The sequence below is a fragment of the Mycolicibacter algericus DSM 45454 genome (genome assembly GCF_002086455.1).
GTDB classification, from domain to species: domain Bacteria; phylum Actinomycetota; class Actinomycetes; order Mycobacteriales; family Mycobacteriaceae; genus Mycobacterium; species Mycobacterium algericum.
Genome location: NZ_MVHC01000003.1, coordinates 291,286 through 316,068, shown reverse-complemented (window position 1 = coordinate 316,068; position 24,783 = coordinate 291,286). Strand labels below are relative to the sequence as shown.

The following is a 24,783-nucleotide window of genomic DNA, read 5'->3' as shown; positions in this document are numbered from 1 at the left end:
CGTTTGCCCCCCCGCCGCCTCCCGCGCCGGCGCCGCCGCCCGCGGACCCGTTGGTGTTCCCGCCCCCGCCGGAGCCCGCACCGCCTGTGCCCGGTGAGCCGGGTGCGATGCCGGGCGAGCCGGGTGCCGTGCCGGGTGAGCCCGGCGGGCCCGGTGAGCCGGGCTCGGCACAGCAGGGTGCGGTTCCGGTCGCGGCCGGCCCGGTCGCCGGGCAGAATCCCGAACCGTTCACCGGCACCGCGCCGTTCCTGCCCCCGTCGTTCAACCCCTTGGACGGATCGATGGTGGGCGTCGCGAAACCGATCATCATCAACTTCCAGCGGCCGATCGCCGACAAGGCGATGGCTGAGCAGGCCATCCACATCTCGTCGAACCCGCCGGTACCCGGCAAGTTCTACTGGATGACCCCCAGCCAGGTGCGGTGGCGCCCGTTCGACTTCTGGCCCGCCCACACCACCGTCAACATCGACGCGGCCGGCACCAAGTCGAGCTTCCGCACCGGCGATTCCCTGGTGGCCACCGCCGACGACAAGACACACCAGATGACGATCACCCGCAACGGCAAGCTGGAGAAGACATTCCCGATGTCGATGGGCATGTCGAGCGGTGGGCACGAGACTCCCAACGGCACTTACTACGTGCTGGAGAAGTTCCCCACGCTGGTGATGGACTCCTCCACCTACGGGGTGCCGATCAACTCCACCTACGGCTACAAGGTGACGGTGCAGGACGCGGTCCGCATCGACAACAGCGGCGGCTTCGTGCACAGCGCCCCCTGGTCGGTCAATGACCAGGGCAAGCGCAACGTCAGCCACGGCTGCATCAACCTGAGCCCGGCCAACGCCAAGTGGTTCTACGACAACTTCGGCAGCGGCGACCCGGTCGTGGTGAAGAACTCCGTCGGCACCTACACCAAGAACGACGGCGCCCAAGACTGGCAGATGTAGCGGCACCCTTTCGCGTCTGCTCGCCGGGGAAAACCGGGCCCGGGGGTCAGTTCCAGATGCGGACGCGCTGTGCGGGCTCGAGATACAGCGCGTCGTCGGGCGTGACATCGAACGCCTCGTAGAACGCGTCCATGTTGCGTACCACCCCGTTGCAGCGGAACTCCGGCGGTGAATGTGGGTCCACCGCCAGCCGCCGGATCGCCTCGGCATCACGGGATTTGGTGCGCCACACCTGCGCCCAGCCGTAGAAGACGCGCTGCACTCCGGTCAGTCCGTCGATCACCGGCGCCTCGGCGCCGTCCAGCGACAACTGATACGCGAGCAGGGCGATCGAAAGCCCGCCGAGATCGCCGATGTTCTCCCCGACGGTGAACGCCCCATTGACATGTGAGTCGTGCTGTCCGTCGCGCAGCGCCCGCGGCACATACGTCTCGTACTGGGCGATCAACGCGCTGGTGCGGGTACCGAACTCGGTGCGGTCGGCGTCGGTCCACCAGTCGATCAGGTTTCCGTCGCCGTCGTACTTGGCGCCCTGATCGTCGAACCCGTGCCCGATCTCGTGGCCGATCACCGCGCCGATCCCACCGTAGTTGGCGGCGTCGTCGGCGTCGGCGTCGAAGAACGGCGGCTGCAGGATCGCGGCCGGGAAGACGATCTCGTTCATCCCCGGGTTGTAGTAGGCGTTGACGGTCTGCGGCGTCATGAACCATTCGTCGCGGTCGACCGGGGAGCCCAGCTTCGCCAGTTCACGGTCGTAGTTGACCGCGTAGCCGCGCAGGAAGTTGCCGTACAGGTCGGCGCGATCGGTGACCAGCGCCGAATAGTCGCGCCAGTTGGCGGGGTAGCCGACCTTGGCGGTGAACTTGTCCAGCTTGGCCAGTGCCCGCTCCCGGGTCTGCGGCGTCATCCAGGCCAGCCCGGTGATGCTCACCCGGTAGGCCTCCCGCAGATTGGCGACCAGCGCATCGATGCGCGCCTTGGCGTCCGGTGGGAAATACTTTGCCACGTAAAGTCTTCCGACGGCATCACCCATCAGTGATTCCACCAGGGACACGCCGCGCTTCCACCGCTCCCGGATCTGTTCGGTGCCCGACAGCCGTCGACCGTAGAACTCGAAATCCTCGGCGACCAGCGCATCGGTGAGGATCCCGGCGCGGCCGTGAATCAGCCGCCAGCGCGCCCAGTCCTGCCAATCGGCGAGCTCGACCGAGGACCACAGCGCGGCGAACGCAGTCAGATAGTCGGGTTGGCGTACCACCAGTTCGGTCGTGACATCGCCGGCGACACCGAGGGCGCCGACCCAGCCCGCCCAGTCGAACCCGGGTGCCTCCTGCGGCAGCCCGGCGAAGGTGCGCAGGTTGTAGCCCAGCTCCGCGTCGCGGCGCTTCACCACGTCCCAGTGCGCGCCGGCCAACCTGGTCTCCAGCGCGACGATCCGGGCCGCGACCGCGGCGTAGCCGCTCGGCTCGCCGCCGTAGACGAGCGCGAACATCGCGGCGATGTGGCCCGGGTAGGCGGCCAGGATCTCGGCGTGCTGGTCGTCGCGGTAGTAGGACTCGTCCGGCAACCCGAGACCCGACTGGGTCAGGTGCAGCAGATAACGGGTGGAGTCCTTGGAGTCGGTGTCGACATACAGGCCGACGCCCCCGCCGACCCCGGTGCGCTGACATGCGCCCAGCACCCGCGCGAGGGTGTCACGGTCACCGGCTGCGTCGATCGCGGAAAGCTCCGCCAGCAGGGGTTCCACCCCGCGCTCGGCCACGGTCTGTTCGTCGAGGAAGCTGGCGAACAGGTCGCCGATCCGGCGCTCGTCGCTGCCGGCCGCCGCGCCCGAGGCCGCGGGTTGATGCGCCGGTTCCAGCGTCGCCGCTCCGCTGCCGAGACTCGCCAAACCGGCGGCTTCGGCGAGCAGGTCGCGGACCTGGCGTTCGGCCCGGTCGAACAGGGCGCGGAACGCACCGTCGGTGGCGCGGTCCGGCGGCATCTCGTAGCCGTCGAGCCAGCGGCCGTTGACATGTCCGAACAGGTCGTCCTGCACGCGGATGGTGCCGTCGAGGTGGCTGAGGTCAAGGCCGGAACGGGTGGCTGGTGAGATCATCGGGCCCATCCTTTCACGGCGAACCGTACAGCCGTCCTGTAGCGTCACCGCCATGCCTGACGAGGAGCAGCCCGACATCTCCACCGCAGCGGACGGCGACGTCGTCGAACCCGGCGAGACCACCGTCGAGACGCCCCGGGACGACCAGAAACCCGCCACCAAGAAAGGCGCCCCGCCGGCGGCCAAGGCGCCCAAGGGCGGCATCTCCGGCTACGGACTGGCATCGGCGTTCCTGGGCCTGGTCGCGATCGGCGCGCTGGTGTTCGGCTTGATCACCTGGAGCATGCACCGCGACGACGTCGACGAGCGCGCCTATCGCAGCCGGGTGCTGCAGACCGCCGCCAGTTGGACCAGCGTGCTGATCAACCTCAATGCCGAGAACGTCGAGAAGGGGATGACGCGGCTGCGCGACAAGACCGTCGGCGAACTCAACAGCGAGTTCGACGCCGCGCTGGAGCCCTACCGGGAAGTGGTGCAGAAGATCCAGTCCCGAAGCAGTGGCCGGATCGAGGCGGTCGCCATCGAGTTGGAGCGCCACAACCTCGACGACCCGGCCGCCGGGAATGACCAGCCGCCGAGCCCCGGCCGCACCGACCCGGTGATGGTGATCGCCACCTCGATCGCCGAGAACGTGGGAGGCCGACCGCAGACCGTGCACTGGGCGCTGCACCTCGACGTCACCGACGTGGACGGGCACCTGATGATTTCCCGATTGAGGTCGATCCGATGAGCAAGCTGGGGCTCCTGAAGTCGCGAACGCTGTGGCGGGTGCTGGCCTTCGACATCGCCGCGCCGCTGGCCGCGATCGGTGGCCTGCTGCTGGTCGGGCTGATGCTTGACTGGCCGCTGTGGTGGGTGTCGGTCTGCTCGGTGCTGGTGCTGCTCATCGTCGAGGGCATGGTGGTGAACTTCCTGCTGCTGCGTCGCGATGCCGTCACGGTCGGCACCGACGACGACCGGCCGGGCCTTCGCATGGGGGTGGTCGCCCTGGCCGCCTCGGCGCTGGTGGCCGCGGCGGTGCTCGGATACCTGCGCTGGACGGTGCCGGACCAGGAGCTGGAGGCGGACTCCGGCGAGGTGGTCAAGACGGCGGTCGCCATGGCTGAGGCGGCGGCGACGGTGTCACCGGCCAACCCGGACGCGTCGATCGAGAAGGCGGCGACGTTCATGGTCCCGGACCGGGTCAACGCCTTCCGGGAAAGCATCGGCCGGACCGCCACCGAGATGGCCAACCGCAACATCGCGGTCGACGCGCAGAACCTCAGTGCCGGCGTCGAGGCGCTCGGTCCGTCGGCGGCTCGGGTCGCGGTGGTGCTGCGCAGCGTTCAGACCGTGGCGAACCAGCAGGTCAAGCAGGCGGTGGTGCCGGTGCGGGTGACCCTGACCAAGCGGGGCGGCCAGTGGATGGTGCTGGAGATGTCACCGATCCACGCGCGCTGACCCCGGCGGCTACAGCACGTCGGGTGCGCCGCGAGTCTGCAGTTTGACGAACCGGTCCGACAGTCGGCGCATCCGGATCATCAGCGAGGCCGGCGGGCTGACGGTGCCGTCGAGGTACTCGCGAAGCGTGTCGGCGGGCACGCCGGCCCGCGAGCAGAACTCCTCCTGGCTCAGGCCCGACCGCTCGATCAGCACTCGCACGTGGCGGGCGACCTCGGCGCGCTCGTTGGCCTCCAGGTGGGCCCGGGCACGGGTCAGCACCTCCGACAGCGCCTTGGAGATGCCGTAGGGGCCGGTACCCGCCAGGACTTCTTCGACCTGCCGGGCGGTGCGCCCGTACGGGTCGCGCTTGAGTGCGACCACGATGAGCTGCCAGGTGGCGATGTCGCCGGTCTGCAGTGCGGCGCGGATGGCCGACGTCGACCAGAACTCCACCGGCCGGTCGGTGCTGCCGGACCGGGGTGGCTGCGGTGCACGGCGTCGGTCCGGGGCCAACGTCACCTCGCCTCCTCCAGCATCGACACCGCAACCGCCAGGCAGCGCGCCCGGACGTGTTCCCACTCCGTTCCGGCCGGGGGCGCACCGTCGCCGGAGTTGTCCACTTCGCGTTCGACCGGTTCCGGGTCGGCGAGCCGACAGACCAGCTGCGTGGCCATCCATTGGCGGTCGGCTGGTTGCCCAGAGTAGTACCTGTCGACCCCGCCAAGTGCCGCAGCAACGGTTTGCGGGTCGAGCACGTCGACGAGCTCGGCCAGTTCGCGGTAGTCCCGCGGGCTGTTGCGCGACATCAGCAGGTACCCCTTGAGGCGCAGCGTCTCTGCGCAGGTGGGGACCTGCAGCCGGTCGCCGGTCGGCAGCTGGACCGCCGCGGTCTCCATCGGCCGGCACCGGGTCAACGCCGGGCCCTCGAATCCGATCTCGTTCGCGACCCAGGACTCGGTCTCGAGCGCGTCGAGGGCCACCGCGAGCCGGCGCCGCCACACGGTGACGGGATGCACCGGCCGTATCGCCCGGGGTAGGGCCCGGCCGCCACCGCCACGAGACGGCCAGCCGCCGGCCAGCTTGGCCAGCGCGTTGCCCACCGCCTTACCGCCGGCGGGCGCGGTCGCCGCAGCTACCGGCAGCGCTTCGATCTTGCTGGTGGCCACCTCGGCCATGCCGCAGCCTCGCAGCGCCAGCGGGTCGCCGACGCAGACCGCATCGGGAACCAGTTCCTTGAGCCGGGCCGCCGACTTCACCACCGCCCGCAGATCGGCACTGGGGGTGATCAGCGCGGAGATGTCATCGGGAATCATCACCACATCGCCCAGATCCACTGTGGGCAGCGGTTTTTCGAAGTCCACCGACGGCAGCAGCCAGGCCAGCCAGCGCGGCAGCCACCAGTTCCATTCGGCGAAAATCGCCATCAGCGCCGGCACCAGCACCAGCCGCACCACCGTGGCGTCGACCGCGATCGCCACCGCACAGGCCACCCCCAACTCGGCGACCAGCGGCATCCCGGCAAACGCGAAGCCGATGAACACCGCGATCATGATCAGCGCGGCGCTGGTGATGGTGCGCGCACTGGTGCTCACGCCATGGGCGACAGCGTCGTGGGTGTTGCCGGACTGCAGGAAGCGTTCCCGGATCCGGGTCAGCAGGAAGATCTCGTAGTCCATCGACAGCCCGAACGTCATCGCTAGCACGATCGGTGGGATGAAGCTGTCGACCGACCCGGTCGGTGTCAACCCGAACCGCTCCAGCCAGCCCCACTGGAACACGATCACCAGGCTCCCGTAGGCGGCCCCCACCGACAGCACCGTCATCACGACGCCCTTGAACGCCAGGAACACCGACTGGATTGAGATCAACAGCATCACGAACGCGATCAGCGCCACGAACACCAGCACCAGCGGTTCGGTCGCCGCGACCCGGTCGTCGAAATCCTTGATCAACGCCGTGGGCCCGCCGACATCCACCCGCACCGACGACGAACCGGCCGCCGCCGGCAGCTGGTCGCGCATCCAGTCGATGGTCTCGCGGGCGGCCATGTCCTCCGGGTCGACCGACAGCACCGCCGACAGCAGCCCACTGCTGTCGTCGTCGCCGAAGACCGGAGGCGAGACCGAGGCGATATTGGGCGCGCGGCTCATCTCCTGGCGCACCGCGGCGAACGTCTCGGCGTGCGAGGGTGCCGAGGCGTCCGCGCCGGGAATGGTGACCAGCACCCGGACCGGCCCCAACGCACCCGGACCCAGTGCCTGGGCCGCCGCGGCCACCCCGCCCCGGATCTCGTGGGAGGAGTCGAACTGCCGCAGCATGCTGTTGCCCTGTTCCAGCGACAGCGCCGGCGCCGCCAGCGTCAGCAGCAATCCGGCGGCCAGCAGTGCCGACACCCACGGGCGGCGCATCACCCAGGCCGTCCAGCGGGTCCAGAAGCGCGACTGGGCGGCCGGGCTGCGCGACCAATTCAGCAGCGCCGACCGTTTGGCGACCGGGCGGCCGAACACGGCCAGCACCACCGGAGTGAGGCTGACCGCCGCCAGCACCGCGACGGAGACGGCCAGGATCGCGCCGGTGGCCATCGACACCAGCACCGGGGTGTTGATCAGATAGATGCCGGTGAGCGACGCCACCACGGTCAGGCCGGACAGCACCACCGCCAGCCCGGACGTCGCCATCGCCGCGTCGACGGCCTCCTGCGGTTGGCGGCCGGCCCGCAGCTCTTCGCGGTAGCGCATCAGGATGAACAGCGAATAGTCGATCGCCAGCGCGATGCCGAACATCGACACCGTCGAGGTGACGAACACCGACATCGTGGTGAACATCGACAGCAGATAGACCAGCCCCATCGTGACGATCACCGTGCCGATCCCGAGGGCCAGCGGGATGGCGGCGGCCGCCAGGGAGCCGAACACCGCCAGCAACACGATCAGCACGATCGGCATGTTCCACTGTTCGGCCGCCGCGATGTCCTGCTTGGTCTTGGCCGACGCCGCGGCCCCCAGAGCGCCCTGCCCGATCACATACAGGTTCACCGAGCCGTTCTCGATCCGGCCGGGGTGTTCGCCTTCCACGCCCAGCCTGGCGCGCAGCTTCTTGGCGATGTCGACCGCGCCGGTGTTGTCGAAGTCCACCCGCAGCGACACCACATAGGGCCGGTCGGGCCGCGGCGGCGGCTGCATTTGATCGGGAACCACCGTCACGCTGGGCACCTCGCCGGCGACACGCTGCAACAGCGCCACGGCGTCCTGCATGTCGTGGTAGGTGGCGTCGGCGCGCGGAGCCGCCACCAGGGCCAGCGGCGAGGCACCCTGGTCGGGGAAGTGATCCTCGAGTTGATACTGCACATACAGCGACTGCGATCCCTCGACCTCGAAGCCCCCGCCGGTGAGGTGACCGGAGTGGTTGGCGGCCAGATAGAGCGATGGGAGCACAGCCAGAAGCCAACCTGTGAAGACCACCCAGCGGAATCTGCGCAGGTTGCTGCTGAAGCGCATCATGAACTGCTGGATTTCGGTTCTCCCCGCTCTCGCCCGCACCGGTGCGTCGCGTGCTGCGAGCCTACCGCAGCAAGCGGTGGCGCCGGCGCTTTCTCGTCGCCTCTGAGCTGGTCCGATGCGGTCCGGGAACCGCACTGTGACCAGGCCGACGTGCGCTCGGGTGGCGGCGTACTGCCGATGCTGACAGGATGGCGAGCGGTCCCGCCGGGTTCGGCGAGCGGTGTAGTTCCGCGAGCAAGAGATTCGGCGACGACGGCCCCGTCCCATCGTGCCGCTGCTGCCGGGAGACCTCCCGCCACATCCGACCAGCCGAACGTCTCCGCAACGTGGCGGAACCGCCGGAAATCTCACCAGTTGTGAGGAGAATTCGTGAACACCACCCGTGCCGTCCTGCTTCGCACGCGGACCCTCGGCGCCGTCGCCGCCCTGTTGGTGGGCGGCGCCGCGACCGTCGCCTTGCTGTCGGTGCCGTCGGTGCCGTCGGCGACCGCCTCCAAGGATCCCTGCGTGGCCAGCGAGCTCGCCCGGACCGTCGGCAAGGCCGTCACCTCGACCGGCGACTACCTCGACTCCCACCCGGACACCAACCAGGTGCTGACCGGGGCGCTGCAGCAGCAGCCCGGCCCGCAGACGCTGGCGGACCTCAAGAGCTACTTTGACGCCAATCCGAAGGTCGGCGACGACCTGGCCAAGATCACCGCACCGGTGACCGAGGTGAGCGACCGGTGCAAGCTGGCGGTCAACCTGCCGCAGGTACTCGGGCTGCTGCAGGCCGCCCAGGGCCAGGGTGGCCTGCCGGGAGGTCTGCCCGGCGGTGGCCTGCCGGTGAGCGGTCCGCCGGCCGGGGGAGTGACCCAACCGATCGCGGTTCGCTGACGGCGGTTTCGCAGCCGGGAGTGTCCCGGCAGCCGGAATCCTGGGTGCGGAAGACGAAGAGGAACAGCACCCACCCGACGGCGCCGACGAGCAACCAACTGATCATCCGGTAGACCAGCACCGCGGAGATGGCATCCGGCCAGCTCAAGCCGCTAGACACCAGGCCCGGGACCAATACGGCCTCGACGACCAGCAGTCCGCCTGGGATCAGCGGAATCGTTCCCGCGGCGCGGGCGGCGGCATAGGCCACCGTCAATCCGGCCACCGACGCGCTGCCGCCGGTAGCGTAGGCCGCGCACGCCAAGCAGGCGACGTCGGCGATCCAGTTGAACAACGACCAGCCGAATGCCGTCGACGCATCCCGGCGGCCCAGGCTGACCGACTCCAATTGCCCCAGCATTCGGCGCCAGGTAGTCACGCCGGTGTCGGCGGGCTTGTCGCGCACCGAGTTGAACCAGCACAGGACGCGCACCCCGATGCCGTCGATCAACTCCGGGCGCGACGCGACCGCCTGGGCCAGCAGCAGCAGCGCGACGAAACCACCGAGGGTGAACAGCAGCGAGAACGGATTGTCGCGTGCACCCAGCAGAAAGGCGCCGCCCAGGCCCAACAGCGCCAGCCCGACCGCCTGCAGCACCCCCGACATCACCAGCTGCCAGGACGCCACCACCGGCGAAGCGCCCCAGCGCCGCTGTTGGCGGTACAGGAAGGTGGTCGACAGCACCGGACCGCCGGGCAGCGTGGTGCTCAGCGAGTTGGCGGCGTAAAAGGCCGCCTCGGATCGCCACTGCGTGACGTGCACCCCGGCCGAGCGCAGCAGGGTGCGCTGGATCTGCGCGAAGCTGTGCATGGATGCCGCCGCCGCCAGGGTCGCGCCGAACAGCCAGCGGCTGTCGGCGCGCCACAGACTGCCCCACGCCGTGGCGAGCTGGTCCCACACCAGCACGATCTCAACCGTCAGCACCACTGCGACAAGCCCGGCGATGACCGGACGCACCCAGTTGCGGGCACCGGCCGGACGTTGCGGAGCCCCGGCCGGGACGTCGATTACGTGGTGCGACACGGGATTAGAGGTTAGCCGCGTGACAGCGATATCCGGCTACTGTATGTGCTCTCGCTGCGGCATCGTTACGCTACCGGAATGTCAGCCAGCGCAGCCGAATCCGTCCATCCGACCGTGCGCAAGGCGGCAGCCTGGGCCTGGCGCCTGTTGGTGTTGTTCGCTGCGGTGCTGGTGGTCCTGCTGATCGCCCGACGGCTCGAAGTCATCGTCGTCCCGGTGGCGCTGGCGATGATGATGTCGGCGTTGCTGCTGCCCGGCGTGGACCGGCTGGACCGGGCCGGGGTCCCCCGAGGCCTGGCGGTGTTCCTGCTGTTGCTCACCGGTGTGGCGGTGCTGGCCGCGCTGCTGAGCTTCGTGATCGACGAGTTCATCGACGGCCTGCCCGAGCTGGTCGAGCAGGTCACCCAGATGGTCAACTCGACACAACACTGGCTGATCGAAGGCCCACTGCACCTGAGCAGCGACCAGATAGACAAGGCCGGCGCCACCGTGATCACCGAGTTGCGCAACAACCAGGCCAAGCTGACCAGCGGCGCGTTGTCGACGGCCGAGACCATCACCAAGATCTTCACCGGTGCGTTCGTCGTGCTGTTCACGCTGATCTTCTTCCTCTACGGCGGCCGCGACATCTGGCGGTTCACCGTCCGGTTCTTCCCCAGTGACGTGCGGGCCAAGGTGCACGCGGCGGGGGTCGCCGGCTTCGAGTCGCTGATCGGCTACATCCGGGCGACCTTCCTGGTGGCGCTGGTGGACGCCGTCGGGATCGGCATAGGCCTGGCTGTCATGGCCGTGCCGTTGGCGTTGCCGTTGGCATCCCTGGTTTTCCTGGGAGCCTTCATTCCGCTGGTGGGTGCCGTGCTCACCGGACTGTTGGCGGTGCTGGTCGCCCTGATAGCCAAGGGCTGGATCTATGCGTTGGTCACCCTGGGCCTGATCGTCGCCGTCAACCAGCTCGAGGCCCATGTGCTGCAGCCGCTGGTGATGGGCCGGGCGATGTCGATCCACCCGCTGGCGGTGGTGCTGGGGATCTCCACCGGGGCGATCCTGGCCGGTATCGTCGGCGCGCTGCTGGCCGTCCCGACGATCGCGTTCATCGACCGGGCGGTGCGGGTACTGGTCGGCTCACACGACGCCGAAGATGCGGCGCCCGAAGAGGATGCGACGCCCGAGCAGGATGTCGAACCCGGGGCGGATGCGGCGCCCGAGGAGGAGATCAGTACCGGCCCTCCCGGCGCAGCAACTCCGCCGCACTGAGACCACCGGCGGCGCCGCGCCGCTGCGGATTGTCGCCGCTCTTGTCGCCCTTATCGCCCTTGTCTCCCTGGTCGCGGGGGGCGGTGAGCTTCTCGGTCGCCGGACTGTCCGGGCCCGCCGGGTCGCCCTGAACCGGAATGGCGGTGGTGGGGGCGTTCTCGGTGTCCTCCGGGGGCCCGGCGGGTTTGGGCAACGACCGCGTCCGCTCGTCGGACGGCCGCGGTTCGGCAGGGTCCTGCCGGCCACGCGAGCGTGGCGATCCCGCATCCCGGCCGCCGCGCAGCTCGCCCAGCCAGGACTCGATTTCGCGGTCCCCACCGGCCGGACCCTCGGCGGGGGACTCGACCCGCTCGGTCACCGGATCAGCCGCCTGGAACCGCGTGGTCGGCGCCTCGGGAGGTCCGGCGTTGATCCGGCTGGTCCGAGCGCCCGACGGGCTGCCCGTCACGGGCCGCGTCGGCAACTGTTCGGTCGCCCGCGGCCGGGCCTGACCACCGGCGGTGGGATGGGTCGGGTCGTGCGATGGCCGCGCCGGGGCCGCGCCCGCCGGTGCCGTGGCAAGCGGTGCCGGCGCGCTGGGGCGGGTCACCCTGCGCTTGCGCTCGTCGGGCAGCCGGATCTCGCCCAGCCCGATCCGGTTCTGGATGCGCTTCATCCAGCGCGGCGCCCACCAGCAGTCGTCGCCGAGCAGTTTCATCACCGACGGCACCAGGAACATCCGGATCACGGTGGCATCGAGCAGCAGCGCCGCCATCAGGCCGAACGCCAGGTACTTCATCATCACCAGGTCGGAGAACACGAACGACGCGGCAACCACCGCGAGGATCAGTGCGGCAGCGGTGATCAGCCGCCCGGTGGTCGCGGTGCCGATCCGGATGGCCTCGGAGGTCGACATCCCGGACTCGCGGGCCTCCACCATCCGGGACACCAGGAACACCTCGTAGTCGGTGGCCAGCCCCCAGCCGACGGCCACCACCAGGGCGATGATCACCACCATCAGCGGCGTCGGGGTGAAGTTCATCAGCCCGGCGCCGTGTCCGTCGACGAAGATCCAGGTCAGGATGCCCATCGTCGAACCGATGGTCAGGGCGCTCATCACCGCGGCCTTCAGTGGCAGCACCAGCGAACCGAATGCCAGGAACATCAACAGCGTAGTCGTGGTCAGCAGGATCACCAGCATCAGCGGACCGCGGTCGATCATCGTGTGGATGCTGTCCTGCTCGAGCGCCGGGGTGCCGCCGACCAGCACGGACAGCCCTTTCGGTGTGCTCAGTGAGCGCAACGCCTTGATCTTCTGCGCCGCGTCGTTGCGGTTGACCAGACCGTTCTCGATCACCCGGGTGCTGTCGTCCTTCGACGCACCGGGCAGGTAGGGCCGTTCCTTCCACATGTCGTCGGGGTTGTCGTCGGGGACGACGAACCCGCTGATCGACATCGCGCGGTTGCGGATGTCGGCGACCTGCTGGTCGGTCACCGGCTTGTCGGCGGTGCTCTTGATCACCAGCGTCAGCTTCTCGGTGCGAAAACCCGGGAAGATCTCGTCGAAGTGCTCCTGGGCCATCCGGGCGGTGTTGTCGGGCGGCAGATACTTCTCGCTCATCCCGCCGAACGTCAGCTTGCCCAGGGGGATGATCAGCAAGATCATTCCGACCACGATCGGGATCGCGAACGCCAGCGGCCGCTGCATCACGAAGTTGACCAGCTTGCCCCAGAACCCGGCCTCGACCTCTTCGCGAGTCTTGGTCTTCTGGGTCTTCTCGGCGAACCAGCCGATGATCCGGTTGGAGAACTCCCAGTCGCGCAGGAACGGGATGCGGTACAGGGTGCGCACCCCGAGGGCGTCGACGTTGGTGCCCAGCACGCCGAGAATGGCCGGCAGCAGGGTGATCGACAGCAGGGCCGCCAGGCCCACCGAGGCGAAGATCGCATACGTCAGCGAATGCACGAATCCTTGCGGCAGCACCAGCAGGCTGGCGCTGGAGGCGATGATCAGCACCGCCGAGAACACCACGGTGCGCCCCGCGGTCATCACCGATCGCCGCACCGCCGCCTCGGTGTCGTAGCCCTCGGCGATCTCCTCACGGAACCGGCTCACCACGAACAGGCCGTAGTCGATCGCGATACCGAGGCCGATCAGTGACACCACCGGTTGGGCGAAGAAGTGCACCGGACCGAACATCGCGGCGAACCGCAGGATGCCCGTGGCCCCGGCGATGCTCAAACCGCCGACGATGACCGGCAGGCTGGCGGCGACCACACCGCCGAACACGAAGAACAGCACCACCGCCACCAGCGGAAGCGCCAACACCTCCATCCGCTTCTCGTCGCTGGCGATGGTGCCGGTCAGCGCGCTGGCGATCGGCTGCAGGCCGCCCAGCTCGACCTTGCCGCCGTCGAGCTCCTGCAGCGCGGGCTCGGCCGCCTGGTAATTCTTGAGGATGGTGTCGTCGTCGTCACCCTTGAGCTGGATCGATGCGAACGCGTGCTTCTTGTCCGCGTCGGCCATGGTGGCCAGCGCCTCGGGGTTGGTGAAGTAGCCGACCCAGCTCAGGATCTGGTCGGGGTGGTCGTCCTTGACCTTGTTCAGTCCGTTCTTGACCCCGTCGAACCACTGCTTGTCATCGACTGTCTCGCCCTTGGGGGCGGTGAAGACCGCCACGACGTGACTGGTCCGGTCCCGGCCGTAGACCTCGTCGCCGAGTACCGACGCCTGGACCGACTGACTGCCGTCGTCGTAAAAACCACTCTGGGTGACGTGGTCGCCCAGACTCATGCCGTAGACCCCACCGCCCAAGCAGAGCGCCACCATCACGCCGATTACGATGAACCGGTAGCGGTATACAGTTCGACCCCACCAGGCGAACACCTATACGCTCCTCACTAAAGTCTGTTGCGACATCTTTCGGACCCGCGCGTCCCTTGCCAGGTTGTCCAATTGTTACTCGCGCGAGGCCAGCAGTGAGCTCAGCGGCCGGAACGGCTGCAGCCACGCCCCTTGCTCCGGCAGCGAATCCAGGCTGATCCGCGGCAGCCGCTCCCGGAACACACCAGGAATGTCTTCCAGGTCGACAAACTCCAAGGTATCCGAGGCTAGCGCCCAGCTGGCATGTTCGCGAAATCCGAGCACCGAGACGGTTATGCCGAGTGCACAGAGTTCTTCCAGCGGTTCCCGGAACGCCTGACCGTCGGCCGACGCCACTGCGACCGCCGCCAGCCCCTGGTCCCGCCGCAGCGCGATGTGTTCGAGCATGTCGGAGTCGACATCACTGTTCTCGCCGATCTTCGGTTTGGCGAAGACCGCGAAACCCACGTTACGCAACGCCTCCACCCACGGCCGGACGACGTCGGCGCTGCCCGGGGCGATGTTGGTGAACACGGTGGCCTCCGGCTCGACCGGCTGCTGCGGGTGACGTGCCGAGATCTCGGCGGTGCGGTTCAGCAGCCAGCGGCCCAAGGCGTCGAACCGGGGCCGTTCGGCTCCCGTCGGGCGGCGGCCCAGGATCGCGCCCAAGCCCATGTCCAGGTTCGGCGCGTCCCACACCAGCAGCACCCGACGGGCCGGTGGTGCGTCGGAGGTCGCGTCGTCCGGGAGCTGCGTCGACCGGGCAGGAACCTCCGCCACAGCGTCGCTCACCGCGGCTTCTCCCAGATCAACTCGGTGATGGCACTGCCGGCGTCGCGGCCCTTCGCTTCGTACTTGGTGGTGGGCCGGGCAACCGAGATCGGCAGTGTCGGAACGGGATTCGTCACCCGGCGCAGGCCGGGCTCGCCGTCGCCGGACTCGGCGATCTGTTCGGCGTAGCCGGCATGGTCGGTCGCCGCGTGCAGCACCCCGCCCGGCTGCAGCCGATCGGCGATCAGGGCCATGGTGGCCGGTTGCAGCAGCCGCCGCTTGTGGTGCCGCGCCTTGGGCCACGGGTCGGGAAAGAACACCCGCACCCCGGTCAGTGACTCCCGGGCGATCAGGTGCTCCAGCACGTCGAGGCCGTCGCCGCGCAGCAGCCGGACGTTGGTGAGCTGTTCGCGTTCGATGGCACACAGCAACTGTGCCAGCCCGCGCTCGTAGACCTCCACGGCGATCACGTCCAAGTGAGGCTCGGCCCGGGCCATCGCGACCGTCGAGGTGCCGGCTCCGCAGCCGATCTCCAGCACCAGCGGGGCCGCGCGGCCGAACCAGCGTTGCGGATCCAGCGGATCGGGGCGGTCGGCACCGTCCGGCGGCACTGGGACGTCGGCGCCCAGTTCGGGCCAGAGTCGCTCCCAGGTTCGGCGCTGGCCGGCGGAGAGTGCGGAGTGCCGGTAGCGGACGCTGAAATTTCGGGCCCGCCGCGCAGCCGGTGCGTCGATGCCGGCGACGTCCGATGACGATTCGACGTCGCGCTGCGCATGCATGCAGTCCATGGTGGCCCATGTCCTCGGGTGTACCCACGGCGCGGTCCACATTGATACCCAACAGTTGCTTTGCGGGGCCGCCGGGATCGGCGCGCGGACACCGTGGCACGGTGACTCGCATCCCGGCGGCACAGCTGACACCATGGCCTGCAAGTGGTGGGCCGATTGGGCGATGCGGGAGGGCATGGTCGTGACACAGGGGCGCCAGCTCTTCGCCGACGGGCTGACCCGGCTGGCCGCCGACCTCTCCGATCCACGGCTGTCGTCGATCGCCGTGGACGTCAACGCGCCGTTGCGGGTCGCGGTGTGCGGGCGGCGCGGGGTGGGCCGACGCACCGTGGCCGCCGCGCTGGCCGCCGCCGGGCTGGAGGTCAGGTGCGCACCCGACAGCGGGCCGAAAGCCGCGACCGCCGACGCCGCGGTGTATGTCGTGGCCGAAGCGGTCAAACCGGAGGACCCGGCGGAGATCGTCAAGGTGCGCTCGGCGCGGCGCCGACCGGTGCTGGTGGTGCTGAACAAGGCGGACCTACCCGGACGAGCCTGCGTTGACGGCATCGCGACGGCCAGCAGGGCGCCGGCCGCACCGCTGTCGGGCTTGTTCGCGCTCGCCGCACTGGCTGGTCGCCTGGACGGTGAGCTGTGGGCCGCGCTGGGCACGCTAGCCTCCGCACCCGCCGATCTCCGCTCGGCCGACCACTTCATCAGTTGTGCGCACCCGGTGCCACGGCAGCTGCGCGAGCGGCTCTGCGCCGCCCTCGACCTGTCCGGAATCGAGCAGCTGCTCGAGCCTGCCCGGCGCGGCGAGACGGTGACGCAGGGCAGGGCGTTGCTGCGCCGGCTCAGCGGCATCGATGGCGTCGTCGCACGCCTGGCCGCGCTGGGTGCCGGCGTTCATCACCGGCGGACGTCGGAGGCGGTGGTCCGGCTTGAGGCGCTGGCGGTCGGCCAGGACTTCGCGGCCCGCATCGATGAGTTCCTCAACTGCGACGGGACGGTGGCGGCCCGGATGGCCGCAGCAGCCGCGGTGGTCCAGGAGCAAGGCACACCGGGAGAACGGGCGCTGCGCCGGGCGCGTCGCTGGCAGGGCCACCGCAGCGCACCGGTGGGCGTCATCGAGCGTGCCTGCGCCGCCGACATCGCCAGGGGTTCGCTGCGGGACTGGGCCAGGACGCGAGGCCGCCGATGACCACCCTCGACCCGGACCCGGCCGCCGAGGACCCGGTCGCGGCGGTGGACGCCCTGGTGGCCGAGATCGCCCCCGTTCTACGGCCGCCTGCGGTGCGGCGCCGCGACGTGGTCATGGTCACCGGGCCCTGGCTGGCCGGGGTCAGCGCGGTGGCCGGGGTGCTGGCCGAGCGCCTGCGGCAGTGGCCGGTCGTCGAAGCCGCCGAACTGCCGCCGGGCGAGGTGCCGACGGCGGTGGTGTTCGTGGTCTCGGCCGCGGCGGCAATGACCGAGTCCGACTGCGCGCTGCTCGACGCCGCGGCCGCCCACACCGACGTGGTGATCGGAGTGGTGTCCAAGATCGATGTGCACCGGCAGTGGCGGGAGATGCAGCAGACCGCCCGCGAGGCGCTGGCCGACTACGCGCCGCGCTACCGCGACGTGGCGTGGGTGGGGGCGGCCGCGGCGCCCGAGCGCGGCGAACCCCGGGTGGACGACCTGGTCGCGGAACTGGCCAAACAACTGGGTGACAGCGATGTGCAGCGGCGGAACCGGTTGCGGTCCTGGGAGTTCCAATTGCGCACCGACGCCGACCGGATCGACCGCGACGCCCGCGCGGAGGGGCGGCGAGCACGGGTGACATTGCTGCAGGAGCAGCGCGACGAGGTGGTGCGGCAGCGGCGGATGTCGAAATCGGAGCGGGTGATCGGATTGCGCAGCCGCATCGCCCAGGCCCGGGTGCAGCTGTCCTATTTCGCCCGCAAGCGCTGCGCCTCGGTGCGCGGCGAGCTCGCCGAGGACGCCGCGGGCATGACCCGGCGCCGGTTGCCGCAGTTCGAGGCCTATGTGCGCGGCCGGCTGGAGGAGGTTGTGGCCGACGTCGACCAGGGCGTCTCGGAGCACCTGGCCGACGTGGCCCAGGAGTTGGGCCTGTCCGGCGACGCCGCGGCGACGACTTCGACCCCGCAGTTCGAGACCGGCGCGCCGGCGTTGTCGTCGCGGCGGTTGGAGACCCAGCTGATGACCCTGCTCGGTGCCGGCTTCGGGCTGGGGGTGGCGTTGGCGCTGAGCCGGTTGTTCGCCAACCTGGCCCCGGGGTTGACCGCAGCCGGCGCGGTGGCGTGCGTTGTAGTCGGCGTCGCGGTCACGGTGTGGGTGGTCCGCATCCGTGGCCTGCTGCGAGACCGGGCGGTGCTTGATCGCTGGGTGGGCGAGGCCACCGCCGCGCTGCGCTCCGCCTTGCAGGAACTGGTGGCGCTGCGGGTGGTGGCCGCCGAGTCCGCACTCACCGCCGAGCTCGCCGAGCGCAACGAAACCGAGGCGGTGCGGGCCGCTGACCGGATCGCCGGGCTGGACCGGGAACTGCGTGAGCACGCGGCCGCGACCGCCCGGGCCGCCGCGGTGCGGGATCGGCAGCTCCCGACGCTGCACCGGGCGCTGGCCGCGGTGCGGTCCGAGCTCGGCGGTTCAGTGAGGCTCGACGGAGGAGAGGCGAAGCTGGGACCGCCGCGTGGGCCCGGCGGTTCAGTGAGGCTCGACGGAGGAGAGGCGAAGCTGGGACCGCCGCGTGGGCCCGGCGGTTCAGCGAGGCTCGACGGAGGAGAGGCGAAGTTGGGACCGCCGCGTGGGCCCGGCGGTTCAGCGAGGCTCGACGGAGGAGAGGCGAAGTTGGGAGCGCCGCGTGGGCCCGGCGGTTCAGTGAGGCTCGACGGAGGAGAGGCGAAGTTGGGACCGCCGCGTGGGCCGCATGAGCTGGGCCAACTCGATCCCCCGAACACCGCCCGGACGGCGGCCGATTAGCGGCGTGTATGCCCGCTTCGCCGCTCGTGGTTCTGCACGGTAACCTCTTATCTAATGAAGGTATAAGAGGTGGACTGCGGCGCACACCAGCGGCAATGCCACGACGTGACACGGGTTACAACAGGAGAGTTCAATGACCTCAGCGACCATCCCCGGTCTGGACAACGCCCCGACGAAACACCGCGGGTTGCTGGCCTGGGTTCAGGAGGTCGCGGAGCTCACCCAGCCGGACCGGGTGGAGTGGTCGGACGGTTCGGAGGCCGAGTGGGACCGGCTGATGGCCGACCTCGTGGCGGCCGGAACCGCGGTCAAACTCGACGACGAGAAGAAGCCCAACTCCTACCTGGCGCTCTCCGACCCCGCCGACGTGGCCCGGGTCGAATCCCGAACCTTCATCTGCACCCGCACCAAAGAGGGAGCCGGCCCCACCAACAACTGGGTGGACCCCGACGAGATGCGGGCCACCATGACCGAGCTGTACCGGGGCTGCATGCGCGGGCGCACCATGTATGTGGTGCCGTTCTGTATGGGACCGCTGGGTGCTGAGGACCCGAAGCTCGGCGTCGAGCTGACCGACTCGCCCTACGTGGTGACGTCGATGAAGATCATGACCCGGATGGGCACCGCGGCGCTGGAGAAGATCGGCACCGACGGGGCGTTCGTCAAGGGCCTGCACTCGGTCGGTGCGCCGCTGGCCGAGGGCCAGCAGGACGTGCCGTGGCCGTGCAACTCCGAGAAATACATCACCCACTTCCCCGAGACCCGCGAGATCTGGAGTTACGGCTCCGGCTACGGCGGCAACGCGCTGCTGGGCAAGAAGTGCTACGCACTGCGGATCGCGTCGGCGATGGCCCACGACGAGGGCTGGCTGGCCGAGCACATGCTGATCCTCAAGCTGATCTCGCCGGAGAACAAGGCTTACTACATCGCCGCCGCCTTCCCGTCGGCCTGCGGCAAGACCAACCTGGCGATGATCCAGCCCACGATCCCGGGCTGGCGGGCCGAGACCCTCGGCGACGACATCGCCTGGATGCGGTTCGGCAAGGACGGCCGGCTCTATGCGGTGAACCCGGAGGCAGGCTTCTTCGGGGTGGCGCCGGGCACCTCCAACAGCTCCAACCCGAACGCGATGAAGACCATCGAGGCCGGCAACACCATCTACACCAACGTCGCCCACACCGACGACAACGACATCTGGTGGGAGGGCATCGACGGCGAGACGCCGGAGCACCTGACCGACTGGAAGGGCAACGACTGGACTCCCGAGTCGGGCACCCCTGCCGCGCACCCGAACTCGCGCTACTGCACCCCGATGTCGCAGTGCCCGATCCTGGCTCCCGAGTGGGACGACCCGGCCGGCGTGCCGATCTCGGCGATCCTGTTCGGCGCCCGCCGCAAGACCACCGTTCCGTTGGTGAGCGAGGCCCGCGACTGGCAGCACGGGGTGTTCACCGGCGCCACGATGGGTTCCGAGCAGACCGCCGCCGCTGAAGGCACGGTGGGCAAGGTCCGGAGGGACCCGATGGCGATGCTGCCGTTCATCGGCTACAACGCCGGCCACTACATGCAGCACTGGATCGACATCGGCAAGAACTCCGATGAGTCCAAGCTGCCGAAGGTGTTCTTCGTCAACTGGTTCCGCCGCGGCGAAGACGGCCGTTTCCTGTGGCCGGGCTTCGGTGAGAACAGCCGGGTGCTCAAGTGGATCATCGACCGGGTCGAGGGCAAGGGCTCCGGGGAGTCGACGCCGATCGGCACGGTGCCCCGCGCCTCGGATCTGGACCTCACCGGGCTGGACGTCGACACTGCTGACGTGGAGCAGGCGCTGGTCGTCGACGCCGACGAGTGGCGTGCCGAGTTGCCGCTGATCGAGGAGTGGTTCGAGTTCATCGGCGACCAATTGCCCACCGGTCTGCGCGACGAGTTCGACGCGCTCAAGCAGCGCCTGGGCTGAGTTTCTTTCCGCGAACAGACACAGAATCGCACAAATGCCGCGTCGCGGGTGCGAGTCTGTGTCTGGTCACAGGTGAGCGACCCCACTTGACACCCGTCAAGTTTGGCGACGGTACAGTTTGCCCATGCAGATTCGCGAACATGTTGGCGCCGACAAGCCGGCCATCATCTTGCACCCGTCGGGCACCGTCATCACCTTCGACGATCTTGAGGCGCGCGCGAACCGGCTGGCGCACTTCTTCCGCCGGGCCGGGCTGGCCGAGGGCGACACCGTCGCGATCCTCATGGAGAACAACGAGCACATCCATGCGGTGATGTGGGCAGCGCGGCGCAGCGGCCTGTACTACGTGCCGATCAACACCCACCTGACCGCGGCGGAGGCCGCCTACATCATCGACAACAGCTCCGCCAAGGCGGTTATCGGCTCAGCCGCGCTGCGCACCATTTGCGAGAACTTGGCCGCGCATCTTCCGGGCGGCCTCCCCAGCCTGCTGTTGATCGCTGATGACGACTTGGAGGGCTGGCAGCGCTACCCGGAATGCGTTGCCGACCAGCCCGATACCCCTATCGACGACGAGATCGAGGGCGATCTGCTGCAGTACTCGTCCGGCACCACCGGGCGACCCAAGGGGATCAAACGCGCACTGCCGCATCTGCCGCCGGCTGAGGCGCCCGGCCTGATGACGATGCTGGTGGCCGTCTGGATGTCCCCCGACTCCGTCTACCTGAGTCCGGCGCCGCTCTACCACACCGCCCCGTCGGTCTGGTCGATGACCGCGCAGGCCGCCGGTATCACCACGGTGGTGCTGGAGAAGTTCGATCCGGAGGGCTGCCTGGAGGCGATTCAGCGCTACGGCGTCACCCACGCCCAGTTCGTGCCCGCCCACTTCGCCCGGCTGCTGAAACTGCCTGATGCGATCAGGAATTCGTACGACGTCTCCAGTTTGCAACGGGTGATGCACGCTGCCGCGCCGTGTCCGGTGGAGATCAAGAAGCAGATGATCGACTGGTGGGGGCCGATCGTCGACGAGTACTACGCCTCGTCCGAGGCGCACGGTTCGACGTTGATCGCCGCCGAAGACTGGTTGCTACACCCCGGTTCGGTCGGCAAGCCGATGCTGGGTGCGGTGCACATCCTCGACGAGGACGGCAACGAGCTGCCCGCGGGCGAGGCCGGCGAGATCTACTTCGAGGGCGGCAACGCCTTCGAGTACCTCAATGACCCGGACAAGACCGCCAAGTCACGCCACCCCCGCGGCTGGGTGACGGTCGGCGACGTCGGTTACCTCGATGAGGAGGGCTACCTGTACCTCACCGACCGTCGCCACCACATGATCATTTCGGGCGGGGTGAACATCTACCCGCAGGAAGCCGAGAACCTGCTGATCACTCACCCGAAGGTGATGGATGCCGCGGTGTTCGGGATCCCCGACGACGAGATGGGGCAGCGCGTCAAGGCCGCGGTGCAGACCGTCGATCCGGCAGACGCCACCGACGCATTCGCTGAGGAGTTATTGGTGTGGTTGCGGGAACGGTTGGCGCACTACAAGTGTCCGCGCTCGATCTCCTTCGAGTCCCAGCTGCCGCGCACCGACACTGGCAAGCTCTATAAGAACGAGCTGGTGGCGAAGTACTCGGCGTAGCCCGGCTCAGCCATCACGGGCTGTAACGCAGCCACAGCGGCAGGGCCGCGTCGAGCAACTGCATGAACTTGAACAACCCGACGCGGTACTCGCCCGACCCCAACGGGTTGAGGCGGTATTCGGGAAATGCGATGCCGACCCCGAAGAGTCCGGGCGCCAGGATGCCGTTGCTGGCGTCGTATTTCAGCGGACCCCACTGCGGAGTCACCGGATGTGGTCGGGGTTCGAACCCCACCGTGTAGACGACGTGGGTGCATTCCTGCAGCCGGTCGGCGAACCGGGGATCGCCTACCCAACACCGATGCAGACGTTCCGGAAGTGTCCCGTCGATGTTCTCGCGAGCCCACTGCGCGGCTTCGCCCTTGAGGCCAGTGTCATCGAAAAGGATCCAATCCTCCAGGTATACCGCGTATTTGAGTGGGCTTCGGTAAAAATTGATCACCCTGCTCGCCGAGGTCGCCAACAGGTTCGGCAGCGCGATCATCGAGGAATGCGACGAACCGAACACCGCGACGGTAGCGCCGGCGAGGGCGAGTTGTGCAAGGCGGCCCGGATCCAGGGCTGCCTCGATCTCGATCACCTCGAGTCCGGGATAGTCGAGTTTCGTGGGGGTCGAACCGACTGCAAGGACCACATTCGTCGACCTGATCTCCCTGTGGTCGGTGCGCACCGTCCAGCGCCGGTGCTGGAGCCACAGTTGCGTCGCCATCGCCTGCAATCGGTTTACCCGGCCGCCCAACTGTTCTGAGATCCACACCAACGGCTCGGCGATCATGCCGAGTGGGCACGTCTGGTCCGGATCGGTGGTGGTCAGTGCAAACCGGGGCGCCTGGCCGAACCGAAACGACGGCGAAGCGTTCAAGTAGTCCAGAAACAGCCCGACCTGGGTGTTGCTCGAGACGGCCCGCCACTTGGCGCCCAGGTCACCAGCGCCGAATTCCGGGTCTATCCAGGCGATCTCATCCGCCGCGATGCCGTGATCGAGCAGTCGGCCGACGGCGGCGATGCCGGCCGGGCCCGCTCCGATGACGGTCCAGGAGTACCCCGTTGCGTCCATTCCTCCATGGTCCCTCGGGAATGGCTGTCCGGATAGTCGGCCGGCGCGCTCAGCGGATCAGCTGCTGGGGGCAGACGGCGTCAGGGCTTCATGGTCAGGAGGTGCTGCCGGGGGTGCCCGCCCGCCCTTGACTGCCGGATTCCCCATGGACGGTGCCGGGTCCGCCACGGCCGCCGGGACCGGCCAGGCCACCGGTGGCGCCGTGGCTGCCGTCGCCGCCGTTGCCGCCCGCCCCGCCGTCGCCGCCATCACCGCCGAAACCGGCCCCGCCTCCGCCGATACCGCCGTGGCCGCCGTTGCCGCCACGGCCGCCGTCGCCGCTGGCGTCGCCGCCGTTGCCGGCGTCGCCGCCGTTGCCGGCGTCGCTGCCACTGATACCGACGATCAGCGGGGTGCCGCCGCCGCCGGCGCCGCCGGCCCCGCCGGCCCCGCCGGTGCTGGCCGTCCCGGTTGCGGCGCCGCCGTCACCGCCGTGCCCACCGTGTCCGCCCCCGGCGGTGTCGCCGCTGCCGCCGACCTTCCCGCCGGCACCGCCTTGTCCACCGGCCCCGCCGGTGCTGCCGGTGCCACTCGCGGCGCCGCCGTTGCCGCCGTTGCCGCCGTCCCCGCCGCCCCCGCGAAGCTGACCGGCTTCGCCGCCGTTGCCACCTCGGCCGCCCGCTCCGCCGGTGCTGCCATTGCCTTCGGCGGCACTGCCGTCGCCGCCGGCACCGCCGACGCCGCCCGTGCCGTAGAGGTAACTGCCGTCGCCGCCGTGACCCCCGTTGCCGCCCGCCCCACCGTCGCCGGTGCCGTGGCCGCCGTGGCCGCCGTTGCCGCCGTTGCCCCACATATCGCCGCCGTGGCCGCCGTTACCGCCGTCGGCGCCGAGCCCGCCGGCCCCGCCGTCGCCGCCGTTGCCGAAGCCACCGGCGTGGCCGCCGTTGCCACCGGCGATACCTTCGAGATTCGACGACCAGCCATCGCCGCCGTCGCCGAACCACAAGCCCCCGGCGCCGCCGTCGGGATGGTCCTCGGTGCCGTCAACCCCGTTGCAGATCACGCCGCAAGCGCCCTGGGCCAGCGGAGCGAACAGCGGATTGACCAGATCGCTGAACTGCTGGCCGAACGGGCTGTTGAGCCAGTCCTGCATGGTGTCGTGTAGCCATCCGTAGAGGACGTCCATACCGTTCGCCTCCGCGCTCAACGGCACGGCGTCGAAGCCGCCCAGATCCGCGTCGGCGGGGGTCCAGGCGGCGGGATCGAACCAATCGAGGCCCGGCGTCGCATCGCCGCTGTCGTCGACCGGCAACCCGAAGAGCGGGCTGAACACGTCCACCACCCAGTCGAACCCGTCGGCCTGAGCAGGAGGGGAGCTCACCGGTGCCGCTCCCAACGCGATCAACGCCGCCAGCGCGGGCGCCGCCCGCCGCGCCCGACGCGGCAGTGCGACACCGTACGTTCCTCGACGCCGCGCGGCAGTGCTGAGGCGAAGCGACATGGCGGCCTACCTTCCGGTTTCGAGTCGAGGCAACCGTAACCTGCGGCATACAGCCTGACAGGTCGGTGGCCCGAAGGGGACTTTTCTCCGTGTTCCGAGTGCTGGCCTAATTCAGTCGAGCCGTAACAGGCCAT

At 69.3% G+C, this 24,783-nt stretch carries 16 protein-coding genes and 2 pseudogenes; 9 read left to right on the top strand and 9 right to left on the bottom strand.

What is annotated here, in order from left to right; translation table 11 throughout:
• Window positions 1-947: L,D-transpeptidase (locus BST10_RS05015; RefSeq protein WP_207567899.1), on the top strand; the 947-nt coding region annotated here is incomplete at its 5' end.
• 46 nt (window positions 948-993) lie between these two features.
• Here the strand turns inward: BST10_RS05015 and BST10_RS05010 are convergent.
• Window positions 994-3,045: a M13 family metallopeptidase gene (locus tag BST10_RS05010; protein ID WP_083036783.1), complete on the bottom strand. Its 2,052-nt coding sequence runs from the start codon at window positions 3,043-3,045 to the stop codon at window positions 994-996.
• Window positions 3,046-3,097: 52 nt separating this feature from the next.
• On the opposite strand from BST10_RS05010, the gene BST10_RS05005 reads away from it, so the two are divergent.
• The gene (locus BST10_RS05005; protein ID WP_013827106.1) at window positions 3,098-3,775 is read left to right on the top strand and encodes a hypothetical protein; all 678 of its coding nucleotides are present in this window, start codon (window positions 3,098-3,100) and stop codon (window positions 3,773-3,775) included.
• Window positions 3,772-4,485, top strand: a complete 714-nt coding sequence (locus BST10_RS05000; RefSeq protein ID WP_013827107.1) for a hypothetical protein — start codon at window positions 3,772-3,774, stop codon at window positions 4,483-4,485. The genes BST10_RS05005 and BST10_RS05000 overlap by 4 nt, the downstream gene beginning before the upstream one ends.
• Window positions 4,486-4,494: 9 nt before the next feature.
• On the opposite strand, the gene BST10_RS04995 is transcribed toward BST10_RS05000, so the two are convergent.
• Together BST10_RS04995 and BST10_RS04990 are read right to left on the bottom strand one after the other, a co-directional pair.
• On the bottom strand, window positions 4,495-4,986 hold the full coding sequence (locus BST10_RS04995; protein WP_013827108.1) for a helix-turn-helix domain-containing protein: 492 nt from the start codon (window positions 4,984-4,986) through the stop codon (window positions 4,495-4,497).
• Entirely contained in the window at window positions 4,983-7,967 is a 2,985-nt protein-coding gene (locus tag BST10_RS04990; RefSeq protein ID WP_041316705.1) for an MMPL family transporter, read from the bottom strand. Before BST10_RS04990 ends, BST10_RS04995 begins: the two co-directional genes overlap by 4 nt.
• A gap of 369 nt (window positions 7,968-8,336) precedes the next feature.
• Between BST10_RS04990 and BST10_RS04985 the strand changes: the two are divergent.
• Window positions 8,337-8,690: pseudogene (locus BST10_RS04985) on the top strand (hemophore); the annotation flags it as partial.
• 16 nt (window positions 8,691-8,706) lie between these two features.
• On the opposite strand, the gene BST10_RS04980 reads toward BST10_RS04985, so the two are convergent.
• Window positions 8,707-9,840, bottom strand: coding sequence for a lysylphosphatidylglycerol synthase transmembrane domain-containing protein (locus tag BST10_RS04980; protein WP_371869235.1), 1,134 nt, complete (start codon window positions 9,838-9,840; stop codon window positions 8,707-8,709).
• Between the two features lie 144 nt (window positions 9,841-9,984).
• On the opposite strand from BST10_RS04980, the gene BST10_RS04975 reads away from it, so the two are divergent.
• Window positions 9,985-11,160 (top strand): AI-2E family transporter, encoded by a 1,176-nt coding sequence (locus BST10_RS04975; protein WP_041316708.1) that lies wholly within the window; start codon window positions 9,985-9,987, stop codon window positions 11,158-11,160.
• Here the strand turns inward: BST10_RS04975 and mmpL3 are convergent.
• The 3 genes from mmpL3 to trmB all read right to left on the bottom strand — a co-directional run bounded on the left by mmpL3 (window position 11,120) and on the right by trmB (window position 15,552).
• Window positions 11,120-14,026 carry a trehalose monomycolate exporter MmpL3 gene (gene mmpL3 / locus BST10_RS04970; protein ID WP_013827113.1) on the bottom strand — a complete coding sequence of 969 codons (2,907 nt, stop codon included), beginning with the start codon at window positions 14,024-14,026 and terminating at the stop codon, window positions 11,120-11,122. The genes BST10_RS04975 and mmpL3 overlap by 41 nt on opposite strands.
• Window positions 14,027-14,098: 72 nt before the next feature.
• On the bottom strand, window positions 14,099-14,782 hold the full coding sequence (locus tag BST10_RS04965; protein WP_083036780.1) for an NYN domain-containing protein: 684 nt from the start codon (window positions 14,780-14,782) through the stop codon (window positions 14,099-14,101).
• 8 nt (window positions 14,783-14,790) lie between these two features.
• A complete protein-coding gene (gene trmB / locus BST10_RS04960; protein ID WP_041319350.1) occupies window positions 14,791-15,552 on the bottom strand; it encodes a tRNA (guanosine(46)-N7)-methyltransferase TrmB in 762 nt (253 codons plus the stop codon).
• On the opposite strand from trmB, the gene BST10_RS04955 reads away from it, so the two are divergent.
• The 4 genes and pseudogenes from BST10_RS04955 to fadD4 all read left to right on the top strand — a co-directional run bounded on the left by BST10_RS04955 (window position 15,551) and on the right by fadD4 (window position 22,112).
• Window positions 15,551-16,738, top strand: a complete 1,188-nt coding sequence (locus tag BST10_RS04955) for a hypothetical protein (RefSeq protein WP_242665661.1) — start codon at window positions 15,551-15,553, stop codon at window positions 16,736-16,738. The genes trmB and BST10_RS04955 overlap by 2 nt on opposite strands.
• Window positions 16,735-18,180 (top strand): annotated as a pseudogene (locus BST10_RS04950) (hypothetical protein); the annotation flags it as partial. The gene BST10_RS04955 and the pseudogene BST10_RS04950, both read left to right, overlap by 4 nt.
• A gap of 469 nt (window positions 18,181-18,649) precedes the next feature.
• The gene (locus BST10_RS04945; RefSeq protein ID WP_083036702.1) at window positions 18,650-20,470 is read left to right on the top strand and encodes a phosphoenolpyruvate carboxykinase (GTP); all 1,821 of its coding nucleotides are present in this window, start codon (window positions 18,650-18,652) and stop codon (window positions 20,468-20,470) included.
• Between the two features lie 124 nt (window positions 20,471-20,594).
• Complete coding sequence (gene fadD4 / locus BST10_RS04940; RefSeq protein ID WP_083036699.1) at window positions 20,595-22,112, top strand: fatty-acid--CoA ligase FadD4; 1,518 nt, start codon at window positions 20,595-20,597, stop codon at window positions 22,110-22,112.
• Window positions 22,113-22,125: 13 nt separating this feature from the next.
• Here fadD4 and BST10_RS04935 read toward each other — a convergent pair whose 3' ends face one another.
• Window positions 22,126-23,169 carry an FAD-dependent oxidoreductase gene (locus BST10_RS04935; protein WP_083036696.1) on the bottom strand — a complete coding sequence of 348 codons (1,044 nt, stop codon included), beginning with the start codon at window positions 23,167-23,169 and terminating at the stop codon, window positions 22,126-22,128.
• 94 nt (window positions 23,170-23,263) lie between these two features.
• A complete protein-coding gene (locus BST10_RS23205; protein ID WP_163762398.1) occupies window positions 23,264-24,649 on the bottom strand; it encodes a PGRS repeat-containing protein in 1,386 nt (461 codons plus the stop codon).
• Window positions 24,650-24,783: the final 134 nt, after the last annotated feature.

Excerpts from the sequence above, each read along its gene's own strand:
- fadD4 (WP_083036699.1), top strand. The coding sequence starts at position 20,595 with ATGCAGATTCGCGAACATGTTGGCGCCGACAAGCCGGCCATCATCTTG.
- BST10_RS04990 (WP_041316705.1), bottom strand. The coding sequence starts at position 7,967 with ATGATGCGCTTCAGCAGCAACCTGCGCAGATTCCGCTGGGTGGTCTTC.
- trmB (WP_041319350.1), bottom strand. The coding sequence starts at position 15,552 with ATGCATGCGCAGCGCGACGTCGAATCGTCATCGGACGTCGCCGGCATC.
- BST10_RS04945 (WP_083036702.1), top strand. The coding sequence starts at position 18,650 with ATGACCTCAGCGACCATCCCCGGTCTGGACAACGCCCCGACGAAACAC.
- BST10_RS04955 (WP_242665661.1), top strand. The coding sequence starts at position 15,551 with ATGCAGTCCATGGTGGCCCATGTCCTCGGGTGTACCCACGGCGCGGTC.
- BST10_RS05010 (WP_083036783.1), bottom strand. The coding sequence starts at position 3,045 with ATGATCTCACCAGCCACCCGTTCCGGCCTTGACCTCAGCCACCTCGAC.
- BST10_RS04935 (WP_083036696.1), bottom strand. The coding sequence starts at position 23,169 with ATGGACGCAACGGGGTACTCCTGGACCGTCATCGGAGCGGGCCCGGCC.
- BST10_RS04975 (WP_041316708.1), top strand. The coding sequence starts at position 9,985 with ATGTCAGCCAGCGCAGCCGAATCCGTCCATCCGACCGTGCGCAAGGCG.
- BST10_RS23205 (WP_163762398.1), bottom strand. The coding sequence starts at position 24,649 with ATGTCGCTTCGCCTCAGCACTGCCGCGCGGCGTCGAGGAACGTACGGT.
- BST10_RS05005 (WP_013827106.1), top strand. The coding sequence starts at position 3,098 with ATGCCTGACGAGGAGCAGCCCGACATCTCCACCGCAGCGGACGGCGAC.
- BST10_RS05000 (WP_013827107.1), top strand. The coding sequence starts at position 3,772 with ATGAGCAAGCTGGGGCTCCTGAAGTCGCGAACGCTGTGGCGGGTGCTG.